This is a genomic window from Thalassobacillus sp. C254 (assembly GCF_001310615.1).
On the sequence record NZ_BAXQ01000018.1, the window covers coordinates 43,493 to 70,007 of the forward strand.

The 26,515-nt window shown below is 41.1% G+C and carries 25 protein-coding genes and 9 pseudogenes; 8 read left to right on the forward strand and 26 right to left on the reverse strand.

Translation table 11 applies throughout. The annotated features are described in order from the left end of the window. Positions 1-2: 2 nt before the first annotated feature. The 16 genes and pseudogenes from JCM19033_RS15525 to JCM19033_RS15610 form a co-directional block, all read right to left on the reverse strand. Entirely contained in the window at positions 3-1,202 is a 1,200-nt protein-coding gene (locus JCM19033_RS15525) for a thiolase family protein (RefSeq protein ID WP_054636967.1), read from the reverse strand. Next, a pseudogene (locus tag JCM19033_RS15535) lies at positions 1,199-2,055 on the reverse strand (3-hydroxyacyl-CoA dehydrogenase family protein). The gene JCM19033_RS15525 and the pseudogene JCM19033_RS15535 overlap by 4 nt, the downstream one beginning before the upstream one ends. Beyond that, entirely contained in the window at positions 1,937-2,800 is an 864-nt protein-coding gene (locus tag JCM19033_RS15540; RefSeq protein WP_054636970.1) for a 3-hydroxyacyl-CoA dehydrogenase NAD-binding domain-containing protein, read from the reverse strand. Before JCM19033_RS15540 ends, JCM19033_RS15535 begins: the two are co-directional and overlap by 119 nt. A gap of 180 nt (positions 2,801-2,980) precedes the next feature. Continuing rightward, a complete protein-coding gene (locus JCM19033_RS15550) occupies positions 2,981-3,619 on the reverse strand; it encodes a Phenylacetic acid catabolic protein (protein ID WP_054636972.1) in 639 nt (212 codons plus the stop codon). After that, positions 3,620-3,853 carry a hypothetical protein gene (locus JCM19033_RS15555; RefSeq protein WP_054636973.1) on the reverse strand — a complete coding sequence of 78 codons (234 nt, stop codon included), beginning with the start codon at positions 3,851-3,853 and terminating at the stop codon, positions 3,620-3,622. Continuing rightward, positions 3,850-4,179: a metal-sulfur cluster assembly factor gene (locus tag JCM19033_RS15560; RefSeq protein ID WP_054636974.1), complete on the reverse strand. Its 330-nt coding sequence runs from the start codon at positions 4,177-4,179 to the stop codon at positions 3,850-3,852. The genes JCM19033_RS15555 and JCM19033_RS15560 overlap by 4 nt, the downstream gene beginning before the upstream one ends. A 2-nt stretch (positions 4,180-4,181) precedes the next feature. Further along, positions 4,182-5,119 (reverse strand): annotated as a pseudogene (locus JCM19033_RS15565) (Phenylacetic acid catabolic protein). Between the two features lie 257 nt (positions 5,120-5,376). After that, on the reverse strand, positions 5,377-6,360 hold the full coding sequence (locus JCM19033_RS15570; RefSeq protein WP_054636975.1) for an MBL fold metallo-hydrolase: 984 nt from the start codon (positions 6,358-6,360) through the stop codon (positions 5,377-5,379). Positions 6,361-6,371: 11 nt separating this feature from the next. Beyond that, positions 6,372-7,139 carry an enoyl-CoA hydratase/isomerase family protein gene (locus JCM19033_RS15575; RefSeq protein ID WP_054636976.1) on the reverse strand — a complete coding sequence of 256 codons (768 nt, stop codon included), beginning with the start codon at positions 7,137-7,139 and terminating at the stop codon, positions 6,372-6,374. 13 nt (positions 7,140-7,152) lie between these two features. After that, entirely contained in the window at positions 7,153-8,133 is a 981-nt protein-coding gene (locus tag JCM19033_RS15580; RefSeq protein WP_054636977.1) for a nitronate monooxygenase family protein, read from the reverse strand. Positions 8,134-8,145: 12 nt separating this feature from the next. Next, positions 8,146-8,920, reverse strand: a pseudogene (locus JCM19033_RS15585) (enoyl-CoA hydratase-related protein). A 36-nt stretch (positions 8,921-8,956) separates the two neighbouring features. After that, positions 8,957-9,830: pseudogene (locus JCM19033_RS28345) on the reverse strand (PaaX family transcriptional regulator C-terminal domain-containing protein). Between the two features lie 58 nt (positions 9,831-9,888). Beyond that, entirely contained in the window at positions 9,889-10,341 is a 453-nt protein-coding gene (locus tag JCM19033_RS15595; protein WP_054636978.1) for a thioesterase family protein, read from the reverse strand. A 13-nt stretch (positions 10,342-10,354) separates the two neighbouring features. Beyond that, entirely contained in the window at positions 10,355-11,113 is a 759-nt protein-coding gene (locus JCM19033_RS15600) for a CoA-transferase subunit beta (protein WP_054636979.1), read from the reverse strand. Between the two features lie 61 nt (positions 11,114-11,174). Beyond that, positions 11,175-12,038, reverse strand: a complete 864-nt coding sequence (locus JCM19033_RS15605; RefSeq protein ID WP_054636980.1) for a CoA transferase subunit A — start codon at positions 12,036-12,038, stop codon at positions 11,175-11,177. 99 nt (positions 12,039-12,137) lie between these two features. After that, positions 12,138-12,835, reverse strand: a pseudogene (locus JCM19033_RS15610) (enoyl-CoA hydratase/isomerase family protein). 423 nt (positions 12,836-13,258) lie between these two features. On the opposite strand from JCM19033_RS15610, the pseudogene JCM19033_RS15615 reads away from it, so the two are divergent. Next, positions 13,259-14,277: pseudogene (locus tag JCM19033_RS15615) on the forward strand (NAD(P)/FAD-dependent oxidoreductase). A 35-nt stretch (positions 14,278-14,312) separates the two neighbouring features. Then, positions 14,313-14,558 carry a ferredoxin gene (locus JCM19033_RS15620; RefSeq protein WP_054636981.1) on the forward strand — a complete coding sequence of 82 codons (246 nt, stop codon included), beginning with the start codon at positions 14,313-14,315 and terminating at the stop codon, positions 14,556-14,558. A 182-nt stretch (positions 14,559-14,740) separates the two neighbouring features. On the opposite strand, the gene JCM19033_RS15625 is transcribed toward JCM19033_RS15620, so the two are convergent. From JCM19033_RS15625 to JCM19033_RS24360, 8 genes and pseudogenes are all read right to left on the reverse strand, one after another. Next, positions 14,741-15,433: an ABC transporter ATP-binding protein gene (locus JCM19033_RS15625; protein WP_054636982.1), complete on the reverse strand. Its 693-nt coding sequence runs from the start codon at positions 15,431-15,433 to the stop codon at positions 14,741-14,743. Continuing rightward, positions 15,433-15,786 (reverse strand): ATP-binding cassette domain-containing protein, encoded by a 354-nt coding sequence (locus tag JCM19033_RS26225; protein WP_269758286.1) that lies wholly within the window; start codon positions 15,784-15,786, stop codon positions 15,433-15,435. The genes JCM19033_RS15625 and JCM19033_RS26225 overlap by 1 nt, the downstream gene beginning before the upstream one ends. 141 nt (positions 15,787-15,927) lie before the next feature. After that, positions 15,928-16,197 (reverse strand): ATP-binding cassette domain-containing protein, encoded by a 270-nt coding sequence (locus JCM19033_RS26230; protein WP_269758287.1) that lies wholly within the window; start codon positions 16,195-16,197, stop codon positions 15,928-15,930. A gap of 12 nt (positions 16,198-16,209) precedes the next feature. Beyond that, positions 16,210-17,192: pseudogene (locus tag JCM19033_RS28350) on the reverse strand (branched-chain amino acid ABC transporter permease). Further along, positions 17,189-18,063, reverse strand: a pseudogene (locus JCM19033_RS15640) (branched-chain amino acid ABC transporter permease). The pseudogenes JCM19033_RS28350 and JCM19033_RS15640 overlap by 4 nt, the downstream one beginning before the upstream one ends. Positions 18,064-18,077: 14 nt before the next feature. Then, entirely contained in the window at positions 18,078-19,298 is a 1,221-nt protein-coding gene (locus JCM19033_RS15645) for an ABC transporter substrate-binding protein (RefSeq protein ID WP_054636983.1), read from the reverse strand. Between the two features lie 305 nt (positions 19,299-19,603). Continuing rightward, positions 19,604-20,182, reverse strand: coding sequence for an MFS transporter (locus JCM19033_RS24355; protein ID WP_269758292.1), 579 nt, complete (start codon positions 20,180-20,182; stop codon positions 19,604-19,606). Between the two features lie 333 nt (positions 20,183-20,515). Continuing rightward, positions 20,516-20,941 (reverse strand): MFS transporter, encoded by a 426-nt coding sequence (locus tag JCM19033_RS24360; RefSeq protein ID WP_198153537.1) that lies wholly within the window; start codon positions 20,939-20,941, stop codon positions 20,516-20,518. 499 nt (positions 20,942-21,440) lie between these two features. Here JCM19033_RS24360 and JCM19033_RS22505 point away from each other — a divergent pair, with 499 nt between their 5' ends. The 4 genes from JCM19033_RS22505 to JCM19033_RS24365 all read left to right on the forward strand — a co-directional run bounded on the left by JCM19033_RS22505 (position 21,441) and on the right by JCM19033_RS24365 (position 24,290). After that, positions 21,441-22,307, forward strand: coding sequence for an MBL fold metallo-hydrolase (locus tag JCM19033_RS22505; RefSeq protein WP_083465507.1), 867 nt, complete (start codon positions 21,441-21,443; stop codon positions 22,305-22,307). 232 nt (positions 22,308-22,539) lie between these two features. Next, entirely contained in the window at positions 22,540-23,652 is a 1,113-nt protein-coding gene (locus JCM19033_RS15665; RefSeq protein ID WP_054636986.1) for a benzoate/H(+) symporter BenE family transporter, read from the forward strand. Beyond that, positions 23,609-23,752: a benzoate/H(+) symporter BenE family transporter gene (locus JCM19033_RS28355; protein ID WP_157049923.1), complete on the forward strand. Its 144-nt coding sequence runs from the start codon at positions 23,609-23,611 to the stop codon at positions 23,750-23,752. Before JCM19033_RS15665 ends, JCM19033_RS28355 begins: the two co-directional genes overlap by 44 nt. A gap of 274 nt (positions 23,753-24,026) precedes the next feature. Next, complete coding sequence (locus JCM19033_RS24365) at positions 24,027-24,290, forward strand: hypothetical protein (protein WP_054636988.1); 264 nt, start codon at positions 24,027-24,029, stop codon at positions 24,288-24,290. 31 nt (positions 24,291-24,321) lie between these two features. On the opposite strand, the gene JCM19033_RS15680 is transcribed toward JCM19033_RS24365, so the two are convergent. Together JCM19033_RS15680 and JCM19033_RS24370 are read right to left on the reverse strand one after the other, a co-directional pair. After that, positions 24,322-24,711: a hypothetical protein gene (locus tag JCM19033_RS15680; RefSeq protein WP_198153538.1), complete on the reverse strand. Its 390-nt coding sequence runs from the start codon at positions 24,709-24,711 to the stop codon at positions 24,322-24,324. 383 nt (positions 24,712-25,094) lie between these two features. Next, complete coding sequence (locus JCM19033_RS24370) at positions 25,095-25,259, reverse strand: hypothetical protein (RefSeq protein ID WP_198153539.1); 165 nt, start codon at positions 25,257-25,259, stop codon at positions 25,095-25,097. A gap of 545 nt (positions 25,260-25,804) precedes the next feature. Between JCM19033_RS24370 and JCM19033_RS15685 the strand changes: the two genes are divergently transcribed. Both JCM19033_RS15685 and JCM19033_RS26250 read left to right on the forward strand, forming a co-directional pair. Continuing rightward, positions 25,805-26,167, forward strand: a complete 363-nt coding sequence (locus JCM19033_RS15685) for a hypothetical protein (RefSeq protein WP_054636990.1) — start codon at positions 25,805-25,807, stop codon at positions 26,165-26,167. A 245-nt stretch (positions 26,168-26,412) separates the two neighbouring features. After that, a pseudogene (locus JCM19033_RS26250) lies at positions 26,413-26,515 on the forward strand (spore coat protein CotJA); the annotation flags it as partial.

A 26,515-nucleotide genomic window follows, 5' to 3' on the forward strand; every position in this document is an offset into this window, starting at 1 on the left:
CCTTATATTTTTTCTACAATGGTTGATATGCCTTGTCCTACACCAATGCACATACTTGCCAGACCATATCTGCAGTCTCTCTTCTGCATTTCATGAACAAGCGTCGTCATGATTCGTGCTCCGCTGCATCCCAGTGGGTGTCCAAGCGCAATGGCTCCTCCATTCACGTTTACAATGTCGGGGTCCAGCTCTAATTCTTTGATGCATGCCAACGCTTGCGCGGCAAAGGCTTCATTCAATTCGGCAAGGTCGATGTCTTTAGTGGTCAAACCAGCTCGTTTTAATGCCTTTTGGGTAGCTGGAATCGGTCCAATTCCCATATAAGAGGGGTCTACTCCTGCAACCGCTGAGGTTACAATCCGGGCCATGGGTTGTAAGCCAAGTTGTTCGGCCCTTTCTTTTTCCATAATCAGGAGAGCACTCGCCCCATCATTGATGCCTGAAGAATTGCCAGCTGTTACCGTTCCTCCTTCTTTAAATGCTCCCTTAAGCGACTTTAAGCCTTCTAAAGATGCTTCAGGGCGAGGGTGTTCATCTTTTTCAAATAAAACCGGAGCGCCTTTGCGCTGAGGGACTTCATAGGGAACGATTTCCTCCTCAAACCGATTGCTTTCCATCGCCCGTACTGCCTTTTTCTGACTTTGAAGAGCCATTTCATCCTGTTCTTCTCGAGAAATGTTGTATTTTACACCCACATTTTCAGCGGTTTCCCCTAAGCTGATAGGTGGATACTCCTTTGCCAGTTCAGGGTTAACCAGCCGCCATCCAATGGTGGTGTCATACAACGTCTGATTGCCTCTGGCTCCTGTTACGTGGGGCTTCATCATGACATACGGAGCACGGGACATGCTTTCGGTACCTCCAGCAATAAAAACATCCCCTTGGTCAGCTTTGACGCTAGAACTCGATTGGTTTATCGCTTCTAACCCTGAGCCGCAGAGTCGATTAACTGTAACACCCGGCACAGTGGTTGGAAGCCCTGCAAGTAACAAACCCATCCGAGCAACATTCCGGTTGTCTTCGCCACCTTGGTTGGCACAACCCATCAATACGTCATCGATGTCATTTGGATCAATATCGACCCTTTTCATAAGCTCCCTGATCACATGCCCGGCGAGGTCATCTGGACGAACAGTGGACAAGGCGCCGTTCACTCTCCCGATTGGAGTTCTTACTGCATCAATTATGACTGGGTCTCTCATCGTATTAACTCCTCCGATAAACGGTTCTCATAGTGATAAAATCCCTTTTCCGTTTCTTCTCCTACCCACCCTGCATACACCAGTTTTCTTATCAAGGAAGCCGGCCGATACCTTTCCTCTCCCAATTGACGGTGCAATCCATTTAACACGGCAAACACATTATCAATTCCTACCTTTTCAGCCATTCCAGGGGTCCCGCAGGGTAGTTGGTTCCCTTTTTCATTGCCAGATCAATATCTTCTGCCGAAGCAGTATTTTCCATCAAGGCAAATGCTGCTTCATTAATGATCATGGCTAGGATTCTTGGGTACACCAGCCCAACTTCATCTTCCACCCATTCAACTTCTTTTCCTACTGATTGAAGGATGGTCTGGACACGGGTCATACAAGCCGGGTCTGTTTGTAAGGCGGGTGCAGCTTCAATAGCCGGTGCCTCGTCAGCATCTGCAAACGCTCCAAACCCAATGACCCTTTCAGGATAGGAACTCCAGGAAGCAATCTCCGTTGCCGTCCATTGCATCGATGTTGTAAGTACAGGGGCATCTGCAGGCGCATGTTCATCAATATAACGAATAGCTTTTTTCTTTTCCCCTTGCTCCATGTTGTGAGTTTCAATCACTACATGAGCGGAAGCTAACTGTTCTTTATCATTTCTAGAAACCGCTATCCCTTCCTTACGGTTCATGATAGTAAAGAAGGAACGAGCAATATTGTTTTCACCAATAATACTGACGTTACATTGGTTTATACTCATAAAAGCCCCCTTCTGTCTTTCTTCCAAGCCGTCCACCCTGTACCATCTGCTTTTGAAGAGAACTTGGGCGGAACCGGCTTTCCCCAGAAAAACTATCATAAACCGTTGTAGTGGTAGCATAGTTAATGTCAATGCCTATTAAATCTTGTAATTCAAATGGACCCATCTTAAACCCGCCGATGTTTCGCATTATTCTGTCAATTTGTTCTACAGATGCCACTTGGTCCTGGGCCATACGCAAAGCTTCATTATAAAAAGGCCGTGCTACTCTGTTAACAATAAATCCTGGTGTATCCTTACAAAACACCGGTGTCTTATTTAACTGAACAGCAAAAGCACGTAAGGTTTCTATCACCTCTTCAGAAGTATGCATCCCTTTGATCACTTCAACGAGAGGCATTAACGGGGCAGGGTTAAAAAAATGAAGGCCTGCTACCCTGTTTGGATGATCTCTTCTTCCTGAAATTTCCGTAATGGATAAGGAAGACGTATTAGACGCCAACACAGCAGTCGAGGAACAAACGGCTTCTAATTTCTCAAAAATTGAATGTTTAATTTCTATTTTTTCTGGTGCTGCTTCAATCACTAGATCTACCTGCCCCACTTCTTCTATGTTTGTGGTAAGAAACAATAGGTTTTTGGCAGAATCCCTTTGGTCTTCTGAGATTTTTCCTTTTTCCACTAAACGGTCTAACCGTTTGAAGATCGAATGTTTAGCCTGTTTCACCTGATCCTCTTCAATATCATATAAAACAGTGGTAAAACCATGCTGTACCGCTACTTGCGCAATACCTGCCCCCATGGTGCCTGACCCTATGACGGCTACATTGTTAATCTTTTCCATAGTATAGGACACCCTTTATCCATTGTTAGATTTCTTTTGCCAGCGAATGTATTCAAAAACCGATTGACAATGATGACAGTAGTATTGTCGAACGAGCTGGGCTGTACCAATGGTGCAATCTTTTCCACCTTTCCTGATGAACAGAAAGAGCACGTAACGCCAGCTTCGCTATTCTTTGGATCAGCCAGCATAAGAAACATTCCTGTCTAACGGCAACTCTTCAACGATTTCCTTACATTCACTTGATAAATTGCTTTGAGGAGAAATCGCTCCACTGCTTATGAGATCACTGTCCTTCTCGATAGTTGAGAGCCACGCAACTGCCTCTTTCATTGCTTTGTCTACCTCTTGTTTGAACCTACCTGGAATGGAGCCTGTATCTTGCAAGAGCTGATGAGACCAATCTTTTGAGTAAACCAGATGGTCATATTGTTCGTTTAGCATCTTACTGAACGGAGCCTTGAGTTCGTTTCCGTTTCCTTTCATAAGCTCTTTCATGACAAGATCAATGGCTACATTATTTACATAGAAGCCGGCAATTAACTCAACCCAATTTGATGCCTGGACAATCTGCTCAAATGCTTTGCCGGTTTGACTTTTCACGTCCTTCCCTCCACGCTGTCCTTGCACCTCATGTGCCCAGCGGTAAATCAGACGAGCATGGCCTAACTCTCCTTGAGCCATCGAAATGGAGGAAAGAGAAGCTTCTAAATTTGGACCACTGACGCCAATTTCTACAAGCTTGTCGCCCATAATAAATTTATTATCAGCAATGGTTTCGGCAAGCTCTACAATTTTTCTGATTTCATTTTCTGTCATTTATTTCACGCCTTCCTTTTCAAATAATGGCTCCGGAAGTATGACAGGAAGAAGGTTGGATTTTTTTACTACTTGCATTTCCACCCAATCTTCCTCGTCATATATTTGTTTCGCATAAAGCTTTGCTAATTCATCACTGGTTGCACGCAAGGACCCTACTTCCACCAGGTCGTCACCTCGCTTAATTCTGGTGAATAATAGATAGTCTTCGTTGTGTGGTAATGTGGAGCTCATGAACTTACCCCCCAATGTTTCATTTTATTTCTTCCCTCTTCCGTCATGTCGTGGACGGTCCAAGGTGGATCCCAAACCACGTGGATGCTTACTTCATCAATATTTTTTTCTTGTAAAAGTCTCTCTGTGATATCACTTTCAATCCAAGTCATACATGCACATCCGGTAGAAGTATACGTCATGGTTACCTCTACTGTACTGCCCTTTGTTTCAATTTTTCGGATCAGTCCCATGTCAACCACACTAATAGGGAATTCTGGATCCATGACTTCTCGAAGGGCCTGCCAGTATTGCTCAGTGGATGGGTTATTGATAGCTGTACTCATGGCTATATTGCCTCCTCCTGGCGCATTTGTTCTAATTCTTTGGCGCCTTTTTGAATGCGATTCACAAACTCTTCATTTTGGGGTCCTCTCTTTTTGAAACGCTGGATGACTCCATCCCATGTATCCGGCTGATCATAAAGCCATTTCCTGTTCTCTACATCAAACTTACAGGGGAACGGAACATCAAGAACGTATTTCTCCTGTTCTTCATCATAATGAGCTGGAACCTTTACGCCGATCGATTCACAAAACGGCACGGCGGTGGATAACCACCGTTGGCGAAGCTCGTCGTTTGTGCTTCCCTTCAATTTATAATCAAGCTGGGCGGATCGACTCTTTAAGTTGTCTGCTACTCCAAAAAACTCTAGGGCCATGAGAAACATCCAATCGACTGCTTCTTGCACCTGCTTCGCGGTTTCTGGCTTTTTCATACCGGCTTTCATGATAATTTCGCCATTGCGAAGGTGAAACAATTCCTCTTTATCTACTTTCACTAATGCTCTTTTCCAAGGTCCATAGGACGTACTTTGGTAGGCATCTCCAAGGAGGGTATATCCTGCCCGATCAAACAGACCATTAAATACTCCTAGTTCAATCCAATTATTCAGCTTAAAGTCAAAGGCATATGGATTTTCCAGCGGTTAGCTGGTCGCTCATACAACAAGCTTTCCGTGTCTTCTCCTAAAGCTTCAAGCAATCGGTACGCAATATGAGCATGACCGATTTCATCCTGCATAACAGCCAAAGCTGTAATTTTGTAGTTAAGATTAGGTGCTTCATTATAGACAGTTAATAACGGAGGCACACTCAGTAATTCTGTATCTCCTACAATGGTCAATGTTTGTTTAAGCGCTTTCAAATACTCCTCATTCATATCTTCACTACGTTCTACCATAAAACCATCCTGTACTTTTTCCATTAGCATTTCGGCCTGACTCATGAAGAAGCCCCCTTCGCATCTTATTATGTTTTTTGAATTACCGTATTTAATTAATAATATAACTACACCAGGGGGAAAGTCAATAACTTCATTACGTTTTTTTAACGATAGATTAAAAATGATCTCACCATGTTCCCCACAGTCTTCGTTAGAGTGGTGATTGTATCCTGCAAAGCCTTGCTCCTTTGGGTAGCAAGCACTTTTGGGGAAGATTATTATTTATTACAAAAAAATCACAGAGCATAGTCTCTGTGATTTTATATCATACTGGAAGAAGGCTGTATTTGATTGTAGAATATCAGCTTACCTATATTATGTTTTTCTAACTTCCGTTCTTTTTCTAGGTGATTTAAGTGAGCGATCGTTTCTGCCATAGCAAATCGCCACTGATGGGGGTTTAGTTCTCTATGCTGAAAGAGATCTGAAGCAATTTCATACGCCGTTTTATTCGCAGCGAGCTCCTTTATTTTTTCCAGGCGTTTTTCATGATGGTAGATGAGTGCCTCCGCCCGCTCCTTAACATGATAAAGGACTTCTCCATGCGCAGTGTAGGCTACTTTGACAGGTACCTCCATTATTTTCTTTAAGGATGCAATGTAATCGTGCAGTGGATGCTGTCTGGCCCCAGGCCAGACACTAATATTTGGTGTAATGGGGTCAAGAATAAAATCTGATGAGAGCAGAATTTCTTCGACCGAATCATAAAAACAAACTAAACCATCACTGTGGCCTGGCGTATGAATGATGTCCCACTCTCGACCAGCAAAATAAGGATTCTGAGGGAGCGGTTCAATCTCAGGTAAAGGAAGAACATTGGTTTTCATTTTTTCCATGTGCTCCTCAATTTCTTTAGAAAGCATAAGTGGGACACCATGACTTTCGATCATGGATTGTACAGAAATAGCCTGTTGACTCCCTTTCCCCCAAACTCTTTGAAACATTTGGCAGTCTAAGTCATGCATGTAGACCCTTGCTCCCGTCTTTTCTTGCATCCACCCTGCAAGCCCTGAATGATCAGGATGGAAATGAGTAATATAAATCTCTTGTATCAGCTTAGGGTCGATGGAAAGATATTGAAATACCTCTTCCCATGTGTCTCTTGCCTTTGGATAGTTAAAGCCCGCATCTATTAAAATGTAATGATCTTCCTTAGGAAACAGATAACAATATACATATTTCATAGGGAAGGGCACGGGAATTCCTACCCGATACCCTCCTCCTTCGATTTTGTGAAATTCCATCCTTCATCCTCCTATGCGTGCGACCAGACAGGCTCCCTTTTTTCCATAAAAGAAGAAAGTCCCTCTTTCGCATCGTTTGTCTTCATGAGTTCTTGCAAGTAAATTTGCTCTACCTCACTGATCGCTCCTGTAATAGAAACAGCCATAGAGGTGCGGACTGCTTTTTTCGTTAATTTTAGCGCTTCCCGACTTTTGGCTTTCATCGATTCTAAGAGTTCATGGACATATGATTCTACTTCTTCCTCACTGACTACAGTGTTGATTAACCCGTACTCTTTGGCTTCTTCCGCTTTTAATGTACGCCCGGTAAGCAAGAGTTCCATGGTCAAATTGTAGCCCATAAGCCACGGAAAGTATGCGGCAGAAACCGGTGGGAATAATCCCAAGTTAATCTCAGGCTGGCCAAATTTTGATGACCTTGAAGCTACAGTAATATCACAAAAAGAAGCCACTTCACAGCCTCCTCCAATCGCTGCTCCCTCGACCACACCTATGGTTGGAATCGGTACCTTAGACAGCTGATGAAACAATTTATGAAATGCGTGGATCATCGGCTCTGCCAATTCCCCTACGTGATCCTCTATGGCTACTCCTGCAGAAAAAGCTTTTCCCTCTGCTCGGATGACTAAAGCGTTCAGGTCGTTACGGCTTATTACGATTTCAAGAGCCTCTGATATCTCTTTCATCATTTGAATATTCAAAATATTTACAGGATCACGTGCCAATGTAATTGAAGCAATGTGGTCTTCTATGCTTACTTTAATCGTTTGAAAAGCCACCTAGATTTCCCCCTTATTTGTTTGTTACCGCTTTCATTTTTTCTTCCATTTGCTCAAAAGCCTCTACTGTTTTTTGAACCATTTCATCTATTACATTTTTGGTAGTATCTATGTTAGAAATTAATGCTGTGCCCTGGCCAGCATGCACCCACCCCTCTGACAATATTCCATCGATTGCTGCCATTCGGTTGCGCTGCCCGTTGATATACGGATAAAGCTCCTGGAATGAGCTTTGATTTTCTTCTACCTGCTTGATTTTCTCCACAAACTCACTCTTAATAACTCTATTAATTCCACCAATACTTCTTTCTACTACCGTTGTTGATTCCTCATTTGATAGAACTAGCTCCTGTTTGTAGGAGTCGTGGGCGCGTGACTCGATAGTAGCAATAAACCGCGTGCCGATTTGAACCCCTTCGGCACCTAGGGCAATGGCCCCTAGTATCCCTTTACCAGAAGAGAGCCCACCGGCAGCTACTACAGGAATCGAAAGTTTGTCTTCAATGGCTGGTATTAAAGAAAAAAGTGTTAATTCAAGAGGGCTGTTTCTTCCTCCTGCTTCAAACCCTTCACAAATAACGATATCCGCTCCTGCTTCCTCTGCCTTTAATGCATGCTGAACGGAACCTACTACTACCAATACACGAAGCCCCATTTCCTTTAATACCGGAATGTGAGGACGTGGATCTCCTGAAGATAAGCTGACAGCTTTGATCTTATCTTTCTCCTGTTCTATCACTGAAAAATAATCCTTTGTGTTAAAAAAATTACTTATAGGAATATTTACCCCTAGCGAGCCTTTAGTCAGACTGGTTGCTATGTTTATTTCTTCTTGAAATTTTCTCGGGGAAAACCCAGATACAGCAACTTGCCCTAATCCACCTGCATTCGTCACAGCTGCCGCCAGCTGTCCGTCGCCAATGTGTGCCATCCCACCCTCAATAATGGGGTATTGAATTCCTAAGAGTTGCGTGACTCTGTTGTTTGTGAACATATGCCCTCCCTTTTACCTTCCTTTAAAGTTGGCCGCTCTTTTTTCCTTAAAGGCGTCTAAGGCTTCCAGACGGTCTTCGGTTGGAATGATAACTTCATAGGCTTTTGCTCAATAGCAAGCCCGGTATGAACGTCCGTATTACTTCCGTGATTAATGGCATGCTTTGCTTGAATCACAGCCAAGGGACCATTTTTCATCATTTCATCTGCCAACTCTATGGCTTCCTCCATAAGCTTATCTGGCTCTGACACTTTATTTACAAGCCCTATTTTCTCCGCTTGTTCAGCCTCAACTCGTCTCGCAGTTAAAATCAATTCCTTTGCCTTCGAGATACCAACCAGACGAGTCAGCCGCTGTGTTCCTCCAGCACCTGGTATGATCGCCCAGCTGACTTCCGTTAAACCAAGCTTCGCGGTTTGGGAGGCATACCGAAAATCACAGGCCAAAGCCAGCTCTAACCCTCCACCCAAAGCATAACCATTGATAGCTGCAATCGTTGGCTGGGGTAATTCTTCAATCGCCGTAAAACCTCTCTTATTTTTCTCACATTTCTGCGTACTTCTTTTTCGGTTAATGTTCGTCTTTCCTTTAAATCAGCTCCAGCACTGAAAGCTTTCTCTCCTGCCCCAGTAAAAATAACGGCTCTTATATCTCTATCCATGCTAATCGCTTCTACGATTTCTTCACACTCTATTAATGTTTCATAGTCAAAACAATTTAACTGTTCTGGCCGATTTAATGTGACTAAACCTAAATGACCTTCCTTTTGATACGCTACTTTACCCATATAAATCCCCCTGGTTTGTAATTAGACTAGGGTCTTTTATACATAGACCTTGTCAAACGGGTTAATGGCTTTATCCCTTTGTGGTTCTGCTGTACTATCGGGAGCATGTTCAAAAAGTGATTCAAAATATCGAATCGCAGGAATCGAAATGAGCTGATGTATATTCCAAAATAATTCTCTCGCCTCTGTCCCTTTCCATGTGCTAGGTAGAAGATCTGTCGGAAAACTAGTCCTGGAATAAAAACTTTCGATATTCATGGACAATCGTTGTTCGTTCTTTAAAACTTTCTTCATCCGTTAAAGTGTTTGTTAAGGCTTTTTCACGCAGAACCTCAAATTTCTTGGAATACTGCTCAATAAAGCTTCATAGGCTTTCGAAAGTTGCTCCCAATCCCATGCTCTGTCTATGATATTTTGATCATCATGAGAGACCACACTAGAAGAACTAAACAGAGTCATATGCTCCTCAATTTGAAACCTTTCCATTAATTCAATAACCTGAGCCTCAATTGGATTAGGACTAATCCAAGTGCTGTTGGAAATAGGACCAAACCCCGTCCATGTGAGTTCCTTACGTATTTCATTTCTGATTTCCCGCTTTGCTTCTGGAAAAGAATACGTTAAAATTCGCCATTGTCCATCCCAGGTTGAGCGGCGAATACCGTACACTCTTTTGACCCCTTCATCGATTTGGCGCTTTCCTTGAGGAGTAAAAGAATAGTAACTTTTATTACCAATCTTTCGGACCTCCATTAAATCCTTTTGCACCATTCGAAGGATGCTCCGCGAACAGAAGATTCGGATACCCCAAACCGTTTCATCATTTGTATAAGGCTTCCTACCCAAATCTCCCCCCATAATATTGAACATACTCTCCATACAAGGTAAACATTAATGCTCTTGGTTTCATCGTTACCACCATTTCATTTCATATTTTATATATTCCAATTATAGAGGGAGATTCTATATTATGCATTAAAATGGGGTTTTAAAGTTTGCGAAGTGGTGGAAACCTCTTCTTCTAATATCTTGCGGACATCATTGGGAACTGGTACTGCTTTAATCCCATCTTCCGTTTGCTTCTTTACCCATCCTCTTAGTTCATACCCATAGCCCGTACGCTCTTCCTTTCGATACACTTCATGAGACAATTTAATTGTTTTATTATTGATTTCTTCTGCTGTGGTAATGATTGTAATGACGTCATCGTAATATAAAGGCTTTTCAAAGGTACATCGTGCATCAATCATAGGTAGAATAATGTCTCTTTCTTCCTCTAATATGCTAGGAGACAGGCTGCAACTTCTGAAAAATTGGTGACCGGAAATGTCAAACCATTTAAAGTAATTTGGATAATAAACAATCCCCGCCATATCCGTATCTCCCCAGTTTATGAGAAAATCTACTTTATTGCTTCTCAATGTGTATGCCTCCTCACTGTCCCGTCCAAAATCCTTTCGGGTCTATCGAACGAATCACCTCAAGCTCTTCTTGTAAGGGGGGAGGGGTTTCTTCTAACTTAGAAGAGACCTTTACATCCCATCCTGTGTTTTCTATTACCTTCTCTACGGTAACACCTGGATGCACAGTCGAAAGTTCCAGCTCGTTGTTCTCCCCTGGCCTCAATACGCCTAAGGTTGAAATGAGTGCCCCAACACCACCACGGGGAGGGCCTTGGGATTCCCTCCATTCTCCTCCATCACCTGCTCCAGGAGAGGTGATATAATCAACCTTTTCTTTGAATCTACGCTTTTCATGATTCATGATTATTAAAAGCCGATGAGACAAAGCAGCGATGTCAGCAGCTCCGCCACTTCCTGGAAGCTTCACTTTCGGACTCTGGTAGTCTCCGATATAAGACGTGTTAATATTCCCAAACCGATCGACCTCTGCTCCTCCGATAAATCCACAGTCTACATTTCCTTGCTGCATCAGATACATGAGATGATTAGTAGACGTGCACCACTGGGACCCTTCTATATTTGGAGTATCGCCCATCGTGTACAATAGGGTTTCAGAAGGAAAATCCCTCACAATCCCACACTCATAAAATCCAACAGCGTTCGGAGCATGGGTGCGTTTTGCTACAGCAAAAGCAAGCATAGGTAATCTCATACCAACAAAAACAACCTCTTCATCCTGAATTTCACGTGCTGCTGCAACCACCATTAGTTCACCTGTCGAATAATTCATTTCCATCCCCCCTACTCCGAAGCATAGTTTACCGGTGCGGCCAACCTCTTGCTTTTTATTTTTAACTGTTCAATGTTTCATAACCGACTTTTTGTAAGTATTCTTGGTGTGAATTTACACCTGTTACATAGTGTTCTAGCCATTGTAAGAAGCCTTCACGAGTTTTTGTCTGTTTGTGGTAGTCATGAAAAAATTCGTGATCGCGCTGATAATATCCCTGCATGGGGGAAGGATGGGAAAAAGCTTTGCATTCAACTACAGAAGTTACTTTAAATCCCGGAATGAGTACACGGTTGGGATCACTTTCTATCTCAGCTGAATCCACAATTTCTTCCGCTAGTAAAATTACTTTTTTGCTTGCCATCGCAGCTTCCTGGGCAACACCTGTGTTGCCCCATAAATGGGCATTTCCATGTTTGTCGGCCCGCTGTACTCCTAAAACAGCCACATCTGGCGTTAAAGAAGGAACAAATACTAGTTTTTCTCCCTCATATTCCTCCACTTTTAAAGCATCGTTACTCTCTAAGAGCCCCGTCCCTAACAATGAACGAGTAGGAAGAAAAGGAACTCCCATTGAACCTGCAAGAAGTGAAAGACCAAGGGAAAAGTTACTATGATCGTCGATCCTAATAGAAACAGGAGTGTCCTCTTCAATCGCGCGGCGATAATTATGTCCCAGACCGGCACTCACATTCCCTGCCCAGGCGCCAGTAATTTTATTTACTTTCCCTGCTCCGATTAACATATCAAACAGAATATCTGAAATCGGTGCGATGAGCGTTAATTCTCTTTTGTCCTGGCGAATTATCTCATGGGCGGCAGCAAAGGGAATCATGGGTTCTAAACATGCCCCCATTACTACGGAGTCTCCATCACTTATATGAAGATTGATGGCTTCATTTAATGTTTGAACTTTTTCCTTCAATGTTCTTGGCCTCCTTTTCTTATTTAGATCATTTCCTTTGCCATTTTGAAATGGCGATATCGGAAGACCGATACCGCCAAATGTGTATCTTATATTTCTTTATTTCCCGCTCCAGTTAGCTTCTCGTTTTTCTAAGAAAGAGCTGAGACCTTCTTGAGCATCTTCTGAACGGAACAATAGATTCTGAAGCTCTCCTTCATAGCGAATCGCTACGTTAAGAGGCATTTCTTTTCCATTCATGATGGAAAGCTTGATGTTGGACGCTGCATAGGTAGCGTTGCCCGCCACTTTTTCAGCATACTCCAACGTTTTTGCCCGTGTTTCCTCTTGAGGGAACACTTTGTCCACCAGGTTGATGTCCAGGGCTTCCTGCGGAGTTAATGTGTCTCCTGTGATATTTAAATCCAAAGCTTTGGAATGGCCTACTTGGCGAAGAAGACGCTGGGTTCCGCCTGTTCCTGCCAAAACCCCAAGCTGATTTCCGGAAGGCCGATCTTTCCTGATTGATCCCCCATAAAGCGAAGGTCGCAGGCGAGAGCCATTTCCAGGCCTCCTCCTACGGTATGCCCTTCCAAGCAGGCAATCCAGATTTGAGGAGAACGGGCAATCTTATCGAGCGTTTCATTACAGAACAAGCAGAACTGGGTTTTAAAACGCGGCTCTGCTGACTTTAAAAAGCTAACATCCGCACCAGCGGAGAAGAACTTAGGCATGTCACTCATTAAAATAGCCACTTTAATGTCACTGTCAAAGCGAATCTCGTCAATTGCAGCATTTAGCTCTTTATAATACTCCAGGTCATACGAGTTGGATTTGTTGACATGAATATGAACCTCAGCAATTCCGTTATCTTTTTTTACAACCGTTAGATTTTGTTTTTCTGTTTGTGTAGTACTCATTATTGATCATCCCTTCCACTTTTATTATTATTTTATTTCCTTCGTTGCTTAAACATAATGTAACAGAGTCAGCATCAATTTTACAACCACACAAATTAAGCGTTTACAAGAGATTATTTTCCGTTTTCATGGTTTTTTCTCTTGTTTCCTCTTTATAATTAATTTTTTCATTTTTCAGACGACAAACAAAAAAACTTACTTATAAACGGATTTATGCAAGGAAATAAGGGAAGATCACCTTATAATATTCAGATAATTACCTTGACATCCTTCTAAGAAGAACTTATATTATTTATATAATACGATAGTTAAATAAACGTAATGGAGTTGAAGGAGGACCATGTTATGGCCAAAGAAGAGATTCATGATATTACCATTATAGGAGGAGGTCCTGTCGGGTTATTTACTGCTTTCTACGCTGGAATGCGCCAAATGTCAGTCAAAATCCTTGAAAGTTTACCACACCTGGGAGGACAGCTTTCAGCCCTGTACCCAGAAAAGTATATCTATGATATTGCTGGTTTCCCAAAAGTAAAAGCTCAAGATCTCATTGATAAGCTGACGGAACAAGCTAACTATTTTGATCCGACCGTTTGTTTAGGTGAAATGGTAGAAGAACTAACCGTTCAAGAAGACAAAACGATTAAGCTTGTAACCAATCAGGGAGAACACTATACAAAAACGGTGGTTTTAACTGCTGGAAACGGTGCGTTCAGCCCGAGAAAAATCGATTTGGAAAACGCGGTGCAATATGAGGGAAAGAATTTGCACTACTTCATTGATGATCTAAGCAAATTTAAAGGAAAAAATGTGTTAGTTTTTGGTGGAGGTGACTCGGCGGTAGACTGGGCACTAATGCTGGAACCACTGGCAAAAAAAGTAACACTCGTTCATCGGCGTGATAAATTCCGAGCACACGAATTCAGTGTAGAGCAATTATTTAACAGCAATGTTGATATAAAGACGCCATATGTTCCTGACTGTTTTCATGGTGATAACGACTGCATTAAAGAAACTGTATTGCGACATAGCAAGATGGAAGATAACAAAGAGTATGTGGAAGTTGATGATGTCATTGTTAATTTTGGCTTTTTGTCTTCTCTCGGCCCATGAAAGAATGGGGGTTAGAAATTGAAAAGAACTCTATTGTTGTAAACTCAAAAATGGAAACAAACATTCCAGGGGTTTATGCAGCAGGGGACATTTGCACCTACGACGGAAAAGTCAAATTAATAGCAACTGGTTTTGGTGAAGCTCCTACAGCCGTCAATAACGCAAAATCATTCATTGACCCTGAAGCCAAAGTTCAACCGCTTCATAGTACAAGTATATTTTCATAAAGGTAAAAACCTATTAAAAATGAGGAGGTAATCGTATGAGTAAATATACTATAGTTGACAAGGATACTTGTATTGCATGTGGGGCATGTGGAGCAAGTGCTCCCGACTTATTTGATTATGATGATGAAGGATTGGCTGAGGCAATCTTAGATGCCAACAAAGGAATCACTGAAATAAGTGACGAGTTAGAAGACGACCTATTAGACGCCGAGGAAGGCTGTCCTACGGAATCAATAAAAGTATCGGATACTCCTTTTGCGTCTGCTGCTCATGCAAAATAAAAATACAAAACAAACTTGTATCTTGCCCTGCCCTCCACGTGTTAACCTTCGGTTACATGTGGGGGGCCTTATTTTCTCTTTGATGATGCTCTCCCAAAGAGTAAGCAACGGAAAAAGGCCTATGCCGGGTTTGTAGTCGGCACAGACCTATGGTTCAGCTTCAAAAGATCTCATGGGATATATTAAGAACTTAAGGCTAAATGCTTTTGCTTTACTTTATCATCAAACGTTTCTGACGGTCCCTCAAACACTACTGTCCCTTTATTAAGAATATACACGTAATCTGCTATCTCCTTGGCCATTGCCAGGTTTTGTTCTACTAAAAGCATGGTGAGCCCTTCTTTTTTCAAACGTTTAATAATGGAACTTACTTCACGGACCATTAACGGTGATAACCCTTCAGAAGGTTCATCAAGGAGCAGCAGATCAGGATTTGTCATCAGAGCTCTTCCAATAGAAAGCATTTGTTGTTCCCCACCGCTTAAGTTCCCACCCATAGAATACTGTCTTTCTGCAAGCCTTGGAAATAAATCATATATCTTTTCTAACGTCCATCCTTTATCTGAGTTTCTTTGGGTCGTCATAAGGTTTTCTTTTACCGTTAGATTTGGAAAAATCCTCCGTCCCTGAGGGACCAACCCTACCCCAGCTTTGGATATTTGAAAACTTTGAGCCGAAGAAATATCTTTGCCGTTGAGTGTGATCACACCTTTTCGGGCAGGGACCAGTCCCATAATTGAATGAATCGTGGTGGTTTTCCCCATGCCGTTTCTTCCTAAAATAGTACATACTTTTCCTTCACTTACTTCCATCGTCAGGTCATGTAAAATATGACTTTCCCCATAAAAAGCGTGAAGACCTTCTACCTTAAGCATTAAACCACTCCTTCTTCACTGCCAATGTAAATTTCGTTTACTTGTGGATCCTCTCTTACAACTTCTGGGGTATCGTCGATAAGAATATGACCATCAAACAACACAAGCATCCGATCCGACATTCCAAACACCACCTCTAAATCATGTTCAATAATCATAAGGGTGATATCTTGCGGTAATTCTTTTAATAAACTCACGATATAATCCGTTTCTGATTGTGACATGCCGGCAGTTGGCTCATCTAATAACAACATCGAAGGATCTGTAGCTACACCAAGTAAAATTTCTATTTGACGCTGTTCCCCATACGAAAGGTTCTTTACCACGATATTCCTTTGAGGTACAACCCCCACGTTTTCAACAGATCTTCTGCTTCTTGATATAATGCCTTGTAAGAACTATTTTTCCTAATTTTATACCATATCTTTTCCATACCGTGCTTTCTTTGCAGGACAAGCAGCAAGTTTTCTAGTATAGAAAGGTCATTGAGAAGGTTATTTTTCTGAAAGGTACGAACAATACCTCTGCGGGCTCGCTTGAAATTCGGCTCTCGAGTAATATCTTTTCCTTGATAAAAAACCCCCCCTCAGTGGAGTTAAGTCCCCTGTCAGCAAATTAAAAAATGTTGTTTTTCCTGCCCCATTTGGACCGATGATTCCAATTCTTTCTCCTTTGTTCACATCAAAGGATATATCTTTGAGGATATTTAATCCTCCAAAGCTTTTTTTAATGTTGTCAACCTGAAGTATTGGTTGTTTCTTCACTTCATCCCCTCCTTACTGTGCACTTCTACGATTCACTTTTTTCATCTCAGGCTGTAGATGAGGTTTGGAAAAACGACTGCTGATGCTTTGCCAAATTCCATAAATTCCAGATGGGAAAAAGATGACAAAGAAAATAAAAACCGAGCCAATAATCAGCATCCACATATCGGTGTACGATGCGACTATAGTTTCTAAAAGAACAATTAAAGCCGCCCCTAGTACCGGACCGATCATAGTTCCTGCTCCTCCTACCAATACCATGATCAATACTGCACCAGACATGGTCCAGTACACATCACTTGGAGCAATGAACCCGTTAAAGTAGACATATAATGAGCCTGATAATCCTCCAACAGCTCCGGAAATCACAAATGCCGTGTACTTATAAATACTTGTGTTATATCCCATGGATTTCAAACGGGTTTCATTTTCCCTGATTCCAATAAGCACTTGGCCAATGGGGATTTAACTAGCACTCGAAGTCCTGCGTAAATCAAAATAAACATCAGGGACACAAAGTAAAATAACCAAACGGCATTTGATAGTTCTATCCCAAACAAGTTCGGGGCCGGAATACCTGACAAGCCGTTAGAACCCCCAGTAAGTCCAGTGGTCTGATAGACAAAGGAATAAATCATTTGGGAAAAAGCAAGTGTAAGCATCAGGAAGTAAAACCCATTCACTTTGACACAGAATAGCCCTATGATGCCTGCGAGCACAATCGAGCATAAGACTGCTGCCAATAGTGTAAATAAAACGTTAGCCGACAAATGCTGAGCAAACAGACCGGCTCCGTAAGCTCCCATTCCAAAAAAAGCAGCATGCCCAAGGGAGACGAGGCCAGTATATCCTACTAAAAGGTTCAAGCTTAACGCAAAGATTCCCAAGATAAGAATTTCACTGAGCAGATTGATGTAAAACAACTGAAGAAAGAATGGGGCAGCCGCAAAAAATAATAGAACTGCTCCAAACTTAAAGTAAATATTGTTCATCATGCTGCCACCTGCTTTCCTAATAAGCCGTTTGGTTTCCACACAAGAACAATAGCCATCAAGGCGAAGACTAAGAACATGCTTAGTTCAGGGAATAAAAACCGACCGAAAGTTTCTAATATTCCGACTAAAAGGGCGGCAGAAAATGTTCCAGCAATTGATCCTAGGCCACCTATAACCAGGACCACCAAGGCTAGTATTAATGTTTGGAATTCCATGCCAGGATATATCCCTAAAATCGGAGAAGCAACAACGCCTCCAAAACCAGCAAGAATCCCACCGCTCACAAACACAATAGTGAATACTAAATTTATGTTAATACCAAGCGCTCCGATCATTTCTCTGTCGCTTAATCCTGCTCGTATAATCGCTCCCCATTTGGTTTTATTTTGCACCCACCACAGCATGAAAGCGATAGCTATACCTACGCCGATAATAACGAGACGGTACAGAGGAAACGTTTGTCCAATAATTGTGACAGATCCTCCCAGCAAAGCTGGAACACTGATGGAAAGGACATTTGCTCCCCAAAAAAAGTGAGCGAGATCGTGAAACACATAGGCAAGACCAAAAGTTAAGAGAACTTGGGACAAGTGCCCAAGTTTGTACGTAGGTCTCAGAAGTGTCCTTTCTACAACAAGCGCAATGACTGCTACGACGAGAGGAGCCACTACTAGGCTATCCAGAAACTTTGTGTAAACGTAACGGTTACCGAGTAAGCAACATAAGCGCCAATCATATAAAAAGAGCCATGGGATAAATTGAGCACTCCCAAAATACCGAATACAAGGGAAAGGCCACAGGTTAGAATAAATAGTAGCATCCCATAAGAAATACCATTAATCAGTTGGGAACCAACGACTTCCATATCCATCACCTCCGTAAATTTTATTCTCCTGGATCCACAACCTCATCAATCTGATGAATCACTTCATTTTCTGTGTGATCCTCTTCCAAGACTGTCTCTGTAATGTACATATTTTGGATCACATGATGGGTATCCTGATCAAATGAAAATGGCCCTCTTGGACTTTCAAAGGTTACTTGTGACATGGCGTCTACTACCTGATCCGGGTCTGAAACATCTCCATCCAACGCTTCTATTGTTTCTACAATGATACGGCCGGCATCATACCCTTCTAAAGCTTCAATGGTCGGCCTACGGTCATATGCTTCCTCATAAGCTTCAACAAAACTACTGTTTTCTTCGCTATCGAGATTATAATCCCAGAAGGTCGATGCATAAATTCCCTCAGCGGCTGTTCCAATCGATTCCCTTAAATCTTCAGCGACAAGCCATCCTGAGCCAAGCAGTTCAAATTCATCTTTTAATCCATACTGCTCAAATTGCTGAACAAATCGAACGGCGTCACTTCCAGCAAAAAATGCGTAGACTCCGTCAGCATCAGCACTCCCAATCGTTGATAAATAGGAAGCATAGTCGTTATTACCAAGAGGTGGGTATACTTCTCCTACAACCTCACCACCAGCCTCCGTATAAGCTTCCACAAAAGCAGCCGATACTTCACGGCCGAATGCGTAATCAGCTGCGGCTACGTAGATACGATCACCAATATTTTCATAAGCCCACTCACCCATGGAGTTACCAATTTGCCAAGAAGAGAAGGAAGACCTCCAAATATAATCGCTACGTTCACTCCTTGTTAAGTCGTCTCCACCTGCATGGGAAGCCAAATAAGGTAATTGGTTTGCGTCTACATCGTTTCTAATGGCATAAGCCACAGCGGTACTTACTGCCCCCGTAAGCATGTCTACATTGTCTTGCTCCATTAATTTTCTTGTTCTTCTAAGAGCCACTTGAGGGTCTGCTTCTGTATCCTCTTCAATTAATTCAATTTCTCTGCCGGCCACTTCCCAGCCTACACTTTCAAAATACAATTTCATCCCATCTGATAGGTCTTTTCCAAGGGCCGAGTACACGCCAGAAAAAGGCAGAATGCTTCCTATTCTTATCGAATCTTCTCCCTCATTATCAGTGTTTGATTCCTCTGCGTCCGAAGAGCCGCTACTTTGCATTGCACTGTTCCCACAAGAAGACAAAATAATCAGAAAACTAATAGTAAATATTAACCATGCTATCTTCTTCATTCAATTTTTCCCCCTTTGTTTTTCTTCCCTCTTCGCTTTACCGAAAACGCTTACATGAGTCTTTCCTCCTTTCCAATGGGTCTTACTAGTATAATAGCTTCCTCATAAACAAAAAACAACACTTTTTTATCTTTCGTTCAAAAAACATTATACTATTTTCTTCATTTAACACTAAAAGACTATATTTTCTCCATATGTGCTTTATTTTCAATATTTTTTTTTACTGACGTCATTTACCCATGCTTAAATGAGAAGGGGAACAGTCTTCCCTTCTCACCAACTTCTTTTTTGCACATGAGCTACTCTTATCCTACCGATCTTTTTTTGGATACCGATGAAGTATCAGCAATAGCTTTCTTCTTTACTTGAATAAAGAGAACAGCTACGGCTCCTATTACCGCTGGAATAGCAATGGCTATAAAATTCTGCTGAAACGTTAAGCTTACAGAAAAGAGAATTCCTCCTAATGTTGGTCCAAGAATCCCTCCAAGCCTTCCTATGCCAGAGGCCCAGCCAACACCTGTGGAACGGAAATGAATAGGATAATACTCAGAAACGAAAGAATACAAGAGAATCTGCGTACCAATGGTAGTCGCTCCAGCTACAGCGACTAGAATATACATGAAAAAGGCATGAGGCTGCATTCCCATCACAGTTAAAGTGACAGCACAAACGAGAAAATAAGTAAGCACTACTTTTTTTGTACTCCAAATATCTGACATCCAACCTCCAAAGAAAGCTCCGGCCATCGCTCCAACATTAAGAACTAGGAGAAACAACAAGCTGGATTGAAGGGCATACCCTGCATTCGTCATCATATCGGGTAGCCAGGTGCTCAACCCATAGGTCAGCAGGAGACAAACAAAAAAACAAACCCAAAACATGAAGGTGCCCAAAACTTTTCCTTTTTTAAATAATTGTGATATGGTTCCAGACCTTTCTGGGACGACAATGTCGTATTTATCAGTTTTCTTTACCTTATAGGAAGGATCAACCTTTGAAAGTATGGTACTAATTTCTTTCTTTTTGCCTTTAGCCAGCAAAAACCGAGAGAATCTGGAAGGTACTTATAAATCAAGGGGATCGCTAGTAACGGTAAAGCGCCGACTAAAAACATTGATTGCCACCCAAACCTAGGAATAAGGAAGATTCCAAGAATGGCGGCCATGATTCCGCCAATGGAGTACCCACACAGCATGAGTGTAATCAGTCTGTTTTTAGGTTTTGGGTGAATATTCTGACATTAATGCGACTGTAATAGGGAAAGCTCCCCCTAACCCCACTCCAGCTATAAACCGGTATATACCAAACTCCAGAGGGCTGCTTGCAAACACTATTAGTCCTGTGAAAACACTAAATAGTAACAGACATAAGATAATGATGTTCTTTCGACCAAACTTATCTGCCAGTGGTGAAAAGACCAAAGCTCCTACCATCATTCCAATTAATGCGTAACTACCTAATACTCCAGCTTGTACAGAGCTGAGCGACCACTCTTCCATTAATACAGGCACGACCGCCCCATAAATGGCTAGGTCATACCCATCAAAGATAATAATAAGAGCACACCAAAACACAACTAACCCATGAAAACGGTTAAATTTTGATTCTTCTACAGTCTTGTTAATATTAATTGTACTCAAGGTTTTTCCTCCTTTAATGAAAGCGGATTCAAGTGTGATATTACTAGAAAAATCCAGAATACGATTACTCAGGACAATGATATTTTTTTAACTTTTTCGCCCTCACCTACCTTTTCTATAAAAACCCATTAAGTGACAGAATAATTAGAATACTATAATCATATTTCCCTTCCTTCCCCTCTCTTTTATATGAGTTTCAAAGCTATCACTTTTGAAAGAAAGCGGTTTTTCTTTAAATTATAGTTGTATCATAACTTCCTCCTTTCAATAATACAACATTTTTTAAACTTTCGTCCCAAAAACATTATATAAAATATAGAATTCGCTCTAGTTTTACGATATACTGTTAAAAAATCTGAATTTTACACAAGTGATCTACAAGGAGGAACATTTATATGAGTGCTACAAATACCTCAAGTTTTGTCGTACACCCCGTATCTGTGCCAACAACCAGTGAGTTAAGAACTATTAATTTTTATTTACTAAAAAAGAAAAAGAGATTATTCTCTTTGATGCCGGTCTTCCGGGTGATAAGTATTGGGAAGCTCTTCTACACACACTTAAAAATCTTCGTTACTCTCCTGCAGATATTTCTGCTATAATTCTTAGCCACCATCACATTGATCATTGCGGTCTGGTTAATAGACTTGTAACAACCTACAGCATCCCTGTTTATGCTCATCCAAAAGCCATTCCTCGCTTAAAAAGAAATGAGGAAGTTCTCTGGAAACGTGTATCTTTCTTCAAAGAATTATATGATCAGTTTGATTGCCAAAGAGAAGGCGAGAAACAAATTAAGCATTTAACTGAATCTATTGAAAACAACAAAGACTTAGCCATCCAAACAGACATCAAACCTCTGAACCTTTTGCAGACAGATCCTTTTGAAATCATTCACCTTCCAGGTCATTCATCAGACCAAATTGGGTTGTGGGAGCAGGAAAGCGGCACGTTGTTAGGAGGAGATGTGTTAATTGAGCATATTTCTAGCAATGCATTTGTAGAGCCTAATGAGATGGGAAAGCGCCAACCCTCTCTTCTTGAAAATATTGATACTCTTCGTTCACTTTCCAGCCTGCCAATTAAGACTGTTTTCTCCGGACATGGAACAGCAATATCAAACCCTCAGCCTTTAATTCAAAAACGGCTACAAAGGATCGAGCAAAAGGGAAAGAGAATTCTCGAGGTTATAGAAAGCGGGGCTGCTACAGGGAGAGAGATTGCGCAAGCTTATTATAAAAAAACATACGAAACTCAATTTTCCTTAGTGATGTCGGAGATTATCGGTCAGTTGGATTATTTAGAGCACCAAGGAATTATAAAAAAGAAATTGGTAGATGGAGTCTGGTACTTTAGTCTGTGTTAATAATGATTATGTTTTTGCTATAAGGTCGGTCTATCTGTGTGCAGCCTTCTTCCTATGAATTGGCAGTCCCACACTGATGCTCTCGGGTTAAACCGAGGAGGGGGGTGTCAATTCTTTCGGGAGAGGATATGTCAAGCAATGCAGGAAGAGTTACCTGCTTCCTAAGACACATAGAAACTGAAGGTAAGAAAGAATAAAGCTATGGATGACTTGCAAGGAAAGGGAATGTAACATGAACAGCAATCTATCAATAAAAAGCAGCTTATCTACTTGGCCACTCCAGGGAAGCGTGAATGGGTTCGTGGCTTGGCTCTTTGGAGTCACTGGTCCTTTATTGATTGTCTTAAACGCAGCTGAAGTGGGAGAATTAAGTTCACCCGTCATTACTTCCTGGGTCTTTTCCATATATGTAATAGGCGGTCTTACAACCATCTTTCTTTCGGTGCGCTATAAACAGCCTATTGCCATGGCTTTTTCTATCCCGGGAGCAGTTTTAGTTGGTTCAACCTTACTAAATCATTCTTTCTCGGACGTTGTGGGGGCCTACCTCATCACTAGCCTGATCTTGTTCGTAATTGCTGCTACAAAATCTACTGAAAAGTTTTTCAGGATGATACCTGGACCCATAATGATGGGCATGGTATCCGGTGTATTATTACCTTTTGGAATGAATATTTTTTTGTCCCTGTTAGATTTGCCTCTTATAAACGGCGGAGTTTTCTTTACTTTTTTACTTTTAACGCTGTTAACCCCGGTGTCGAGAATCGTCCCTCCTATTTTGGGGGCATTGGTTGTTGGTTTTGTGCTTCTATCCTTTCACCAGCCTATGAGAATTGATACTCTTTCATTTCATATATCTGCTCCCCAACTTATCATTCCTACTTTTAATCTTCATACCATAGGAGAGTTGGTTATCCCATTGCTTGTCACTGTCATTGGGATACAAAATGCCCAAGGGATCATGATACTGAGAAATACCGGTTACTCTCCACCCACAGAAGCGTTAACTGTTTGGTCTGGAGCAGCGTCTTTTGTAAATAGTTTCTTTGGTGCTCACTCTGCCTGCATAGCAGGTCCAATGACTGGAATCATTGCAGATAAATCTTCAGGAAAGCTATCTGAACGTTATAAAGGGGCCATAGTAATGGGGATGCTTTGGGTATTATTTGGACTATGTGCAGGATTTGTTACGCAAATTGTCCAGCTCATCCCCATCTCGTTCATAGAATTACTAGCTGGATTAGCTTTGTTGTTTGTCTTAAAAAACTGCATCGTGAGCAGTTTCTCTTCAAATTTTCCAAATGGGTGCTTTATTTTCTTTCATTATCACACTTTCCGGATTTAGTCTTCTTAACATTGGTGCTCCGTTTTGGGGCCTTGTGTTTGGGACACTTATCTCTTATATTTTCGAAAGTAAAGATTTTAAGAAGGGAAAGACTGAGTGAACCACTCTTTAATGCAGATTGAGAAAGGGGGAGCTGCCTATCCTCCGTTTTCCTATGTTGCCATTTGTTCCTCGTCCCTTTTAGGGTCGCCCAAAGTCAGACGGGCAATGATTTCCCTCTCATTTTCCGTTGATTTACTGTCTTTTATATAAAAAGTAAGCTTCTCAAACAGAAAGGGTATTAGGGGACGATAATACGATATATAAGAAATATCCTTAGCTATAGGATATTTTTTAAACAACTACACACTCTATTTTTTAGGAGGTGAAGAAACATGGTAAATCATAACTATTCCAATAACAACCAAAGTAAACAGGATCAGCAAAATCAGCAAAATCTTCAAAATCAACAGAACCAACAAAATCAACAGCCAAACCATCAAAATGGAGGACAAGGTTTTGCAAACACTGTAAAAAACGGTCTGACGTCGTGTTTGATGCAGCACAAAACACTCTCCAAGCAACTGAAAACATTTAACCGGCGAAAGGTGTTACATCAGTGGCAGGAACAAGCCCAAAAATCCTTATGGTTAAATTAGCAAGCTTAAGAAGTACATACCTTCCAGTCTGTCAGAAGTGCCTAGATGTCACAAACTTTTCATCGTATGTTACCTTCCACAACTTAGGGAAGTCTTTCATAATCCTCATCTCTGGATCGCTTATGGCTAGATTAGCTAAATATTGTGCTGCCCTAGAACGTTGATGACTATCTTTATGAGTTAAGTCCTCTAATAGTTGATCCCAAACTTCATATGCCCAATCAACTTTTTGGTCAGTAACTTTTAAAATATACAGGTAGGCTTCATAACGCTCATTTTTATCACCTGATTTTGATTTTTCAAATTCCAATTTCAATTGACTATCCATTTTTACCCCACCTACTTCCAAGCAAAAAGCCAAATTTATATATTTTTTTGGTAAATTTCTTTGCCATGAGACTCCAATTATATCATCTAACAAACAAAACTTCTTACTTACAGGGGTATAGTACCTGACATTTCCACCTTGGGAAAGCTTACTGTACAGTTCTTCAAGCTGGAACCCTTTTGTGTTTTTTTATTCTCTAAATGGACAATTGAAGCGGCATTTTCAAATTTCTCTCCATTACCTGTTTGAAGATTTATTGCGTTTTGAACTGTCCATTTCTTTGTCTTAAGGAAGTTGGCGCAAACCGAGAAGGGATGCCAAAACTTTTTTATGGCTAATACTCAAGCTTTCACTCCCCCGTAGTAAAGCTCTATGAGAGAATAAGGGATGAAATAAGACAAAAGGGTCTTATAAATGTTCCATCCGTTTTTATATTCCAGTTTCCCAGTGCTACGTGACAAAAGCCTTTGTTGATTTCAGAAGATCATCAAGCTAGCTACAACAGGAAAGTAACCAAGGTTTAAAGGGTAAATCGAACGATATTGTTTTCTTTTCATTCGTGGCTTTAAGACCCAATAACGGCAGCCTTTAATATCCATGAAGAAGGATATGATGGTGCCGATAGGAATCGTTTTAATCACTAGTTGTTTATCTTTTGTATAAAGAAATGCTCCGAATACCCAGGAAGGATAAAACCAAACAACATATTAAAACCATCACCTCAAATTTTTCTTTATTTTCCCTAAAAAAACATTAGCATTCCCGCTTGGATTTTATCTTCTATTGGTGACAACTATCACGATACTAAAGGAAAATCGGACTCCATAATCCATGTATGTCATCAGCTCTCTTGTATCACTTGTCTAGTCAGGATAGAACTTTCCGTCCATAAAGTGTTCCGGTAAGATTCTCCCCTCCCCAGCATGAGGTATACGCCTTAAACCAATAACGGTACATTTTTTTCTTGTAAACTTTCCAAAGGCCAATTGACCATTTGTATGATCACTTATTACGTTAACCTTGAATTCTAAAGGGCATTACGTTCGTTGTATAAGAAGTAATTCCCCTTATTAAAATTAATGTTCCTTCAAAAAAGTTAAGTTACAATCGTTAACTGTTCTTTTTAAAAGTAAATTACTTGCCTGTTTGTATGAGAGTCCTATAACCACTGATCCAAATATATTTTTTGTTAAATTTAAAACGTGTAACCAAAATCAGGGATAATACAGAAGTACTTGCCCAATATTTTCTAGTGTCACTAAAATACAAATTAAAGTCTGAAATAAATAAGTGTGTAAAAGTGCAAAAAGAAATGGACGCAATGATTAAAAAAGCCGTGGCTCAAGAATTACAAGGGTTAAAACAAGAGATGCAGAATAAAATGGAAAAAATGCAACAAGATATGAACCAGCAAATACAACGTATGAATTCTGACTTTAACCGACAAATCCCAAAGGTTCCTGACCCCGTTTCACCAGGTCAAGGAGAGCAACCTGAACCCCCCTCTCCCTCTCCAACACCTCCAAATCAAAAGGGTGAAAAATACTAATGGAAGGAACCTCAGGAAAATCACATGGCACAGGGATATGAACGTTTTTGCATATCCCTCCTAGTAAAATTACTAACAGTATTGATTTAAATACCCCGAAATCTCGGTATCGTATAGATTCTCTTCAAGTTCCTTTTGGTTATTTAAGGGGACTTTTTTTGTTCAGACTACATTTATGATTATTGTATTTATTTTTTACCTTATTCATACAGATATTGTATGCTGCCCATTTAGGAGGTAAAAAATTGTATTTCACCAATGTAAAGTACTATTACCCTTATGTTAGTCCCTTTGATCCTTGTCGCCCGATGCTTACCAAGTGGTATTCCACCCCGCCCAATTTATATA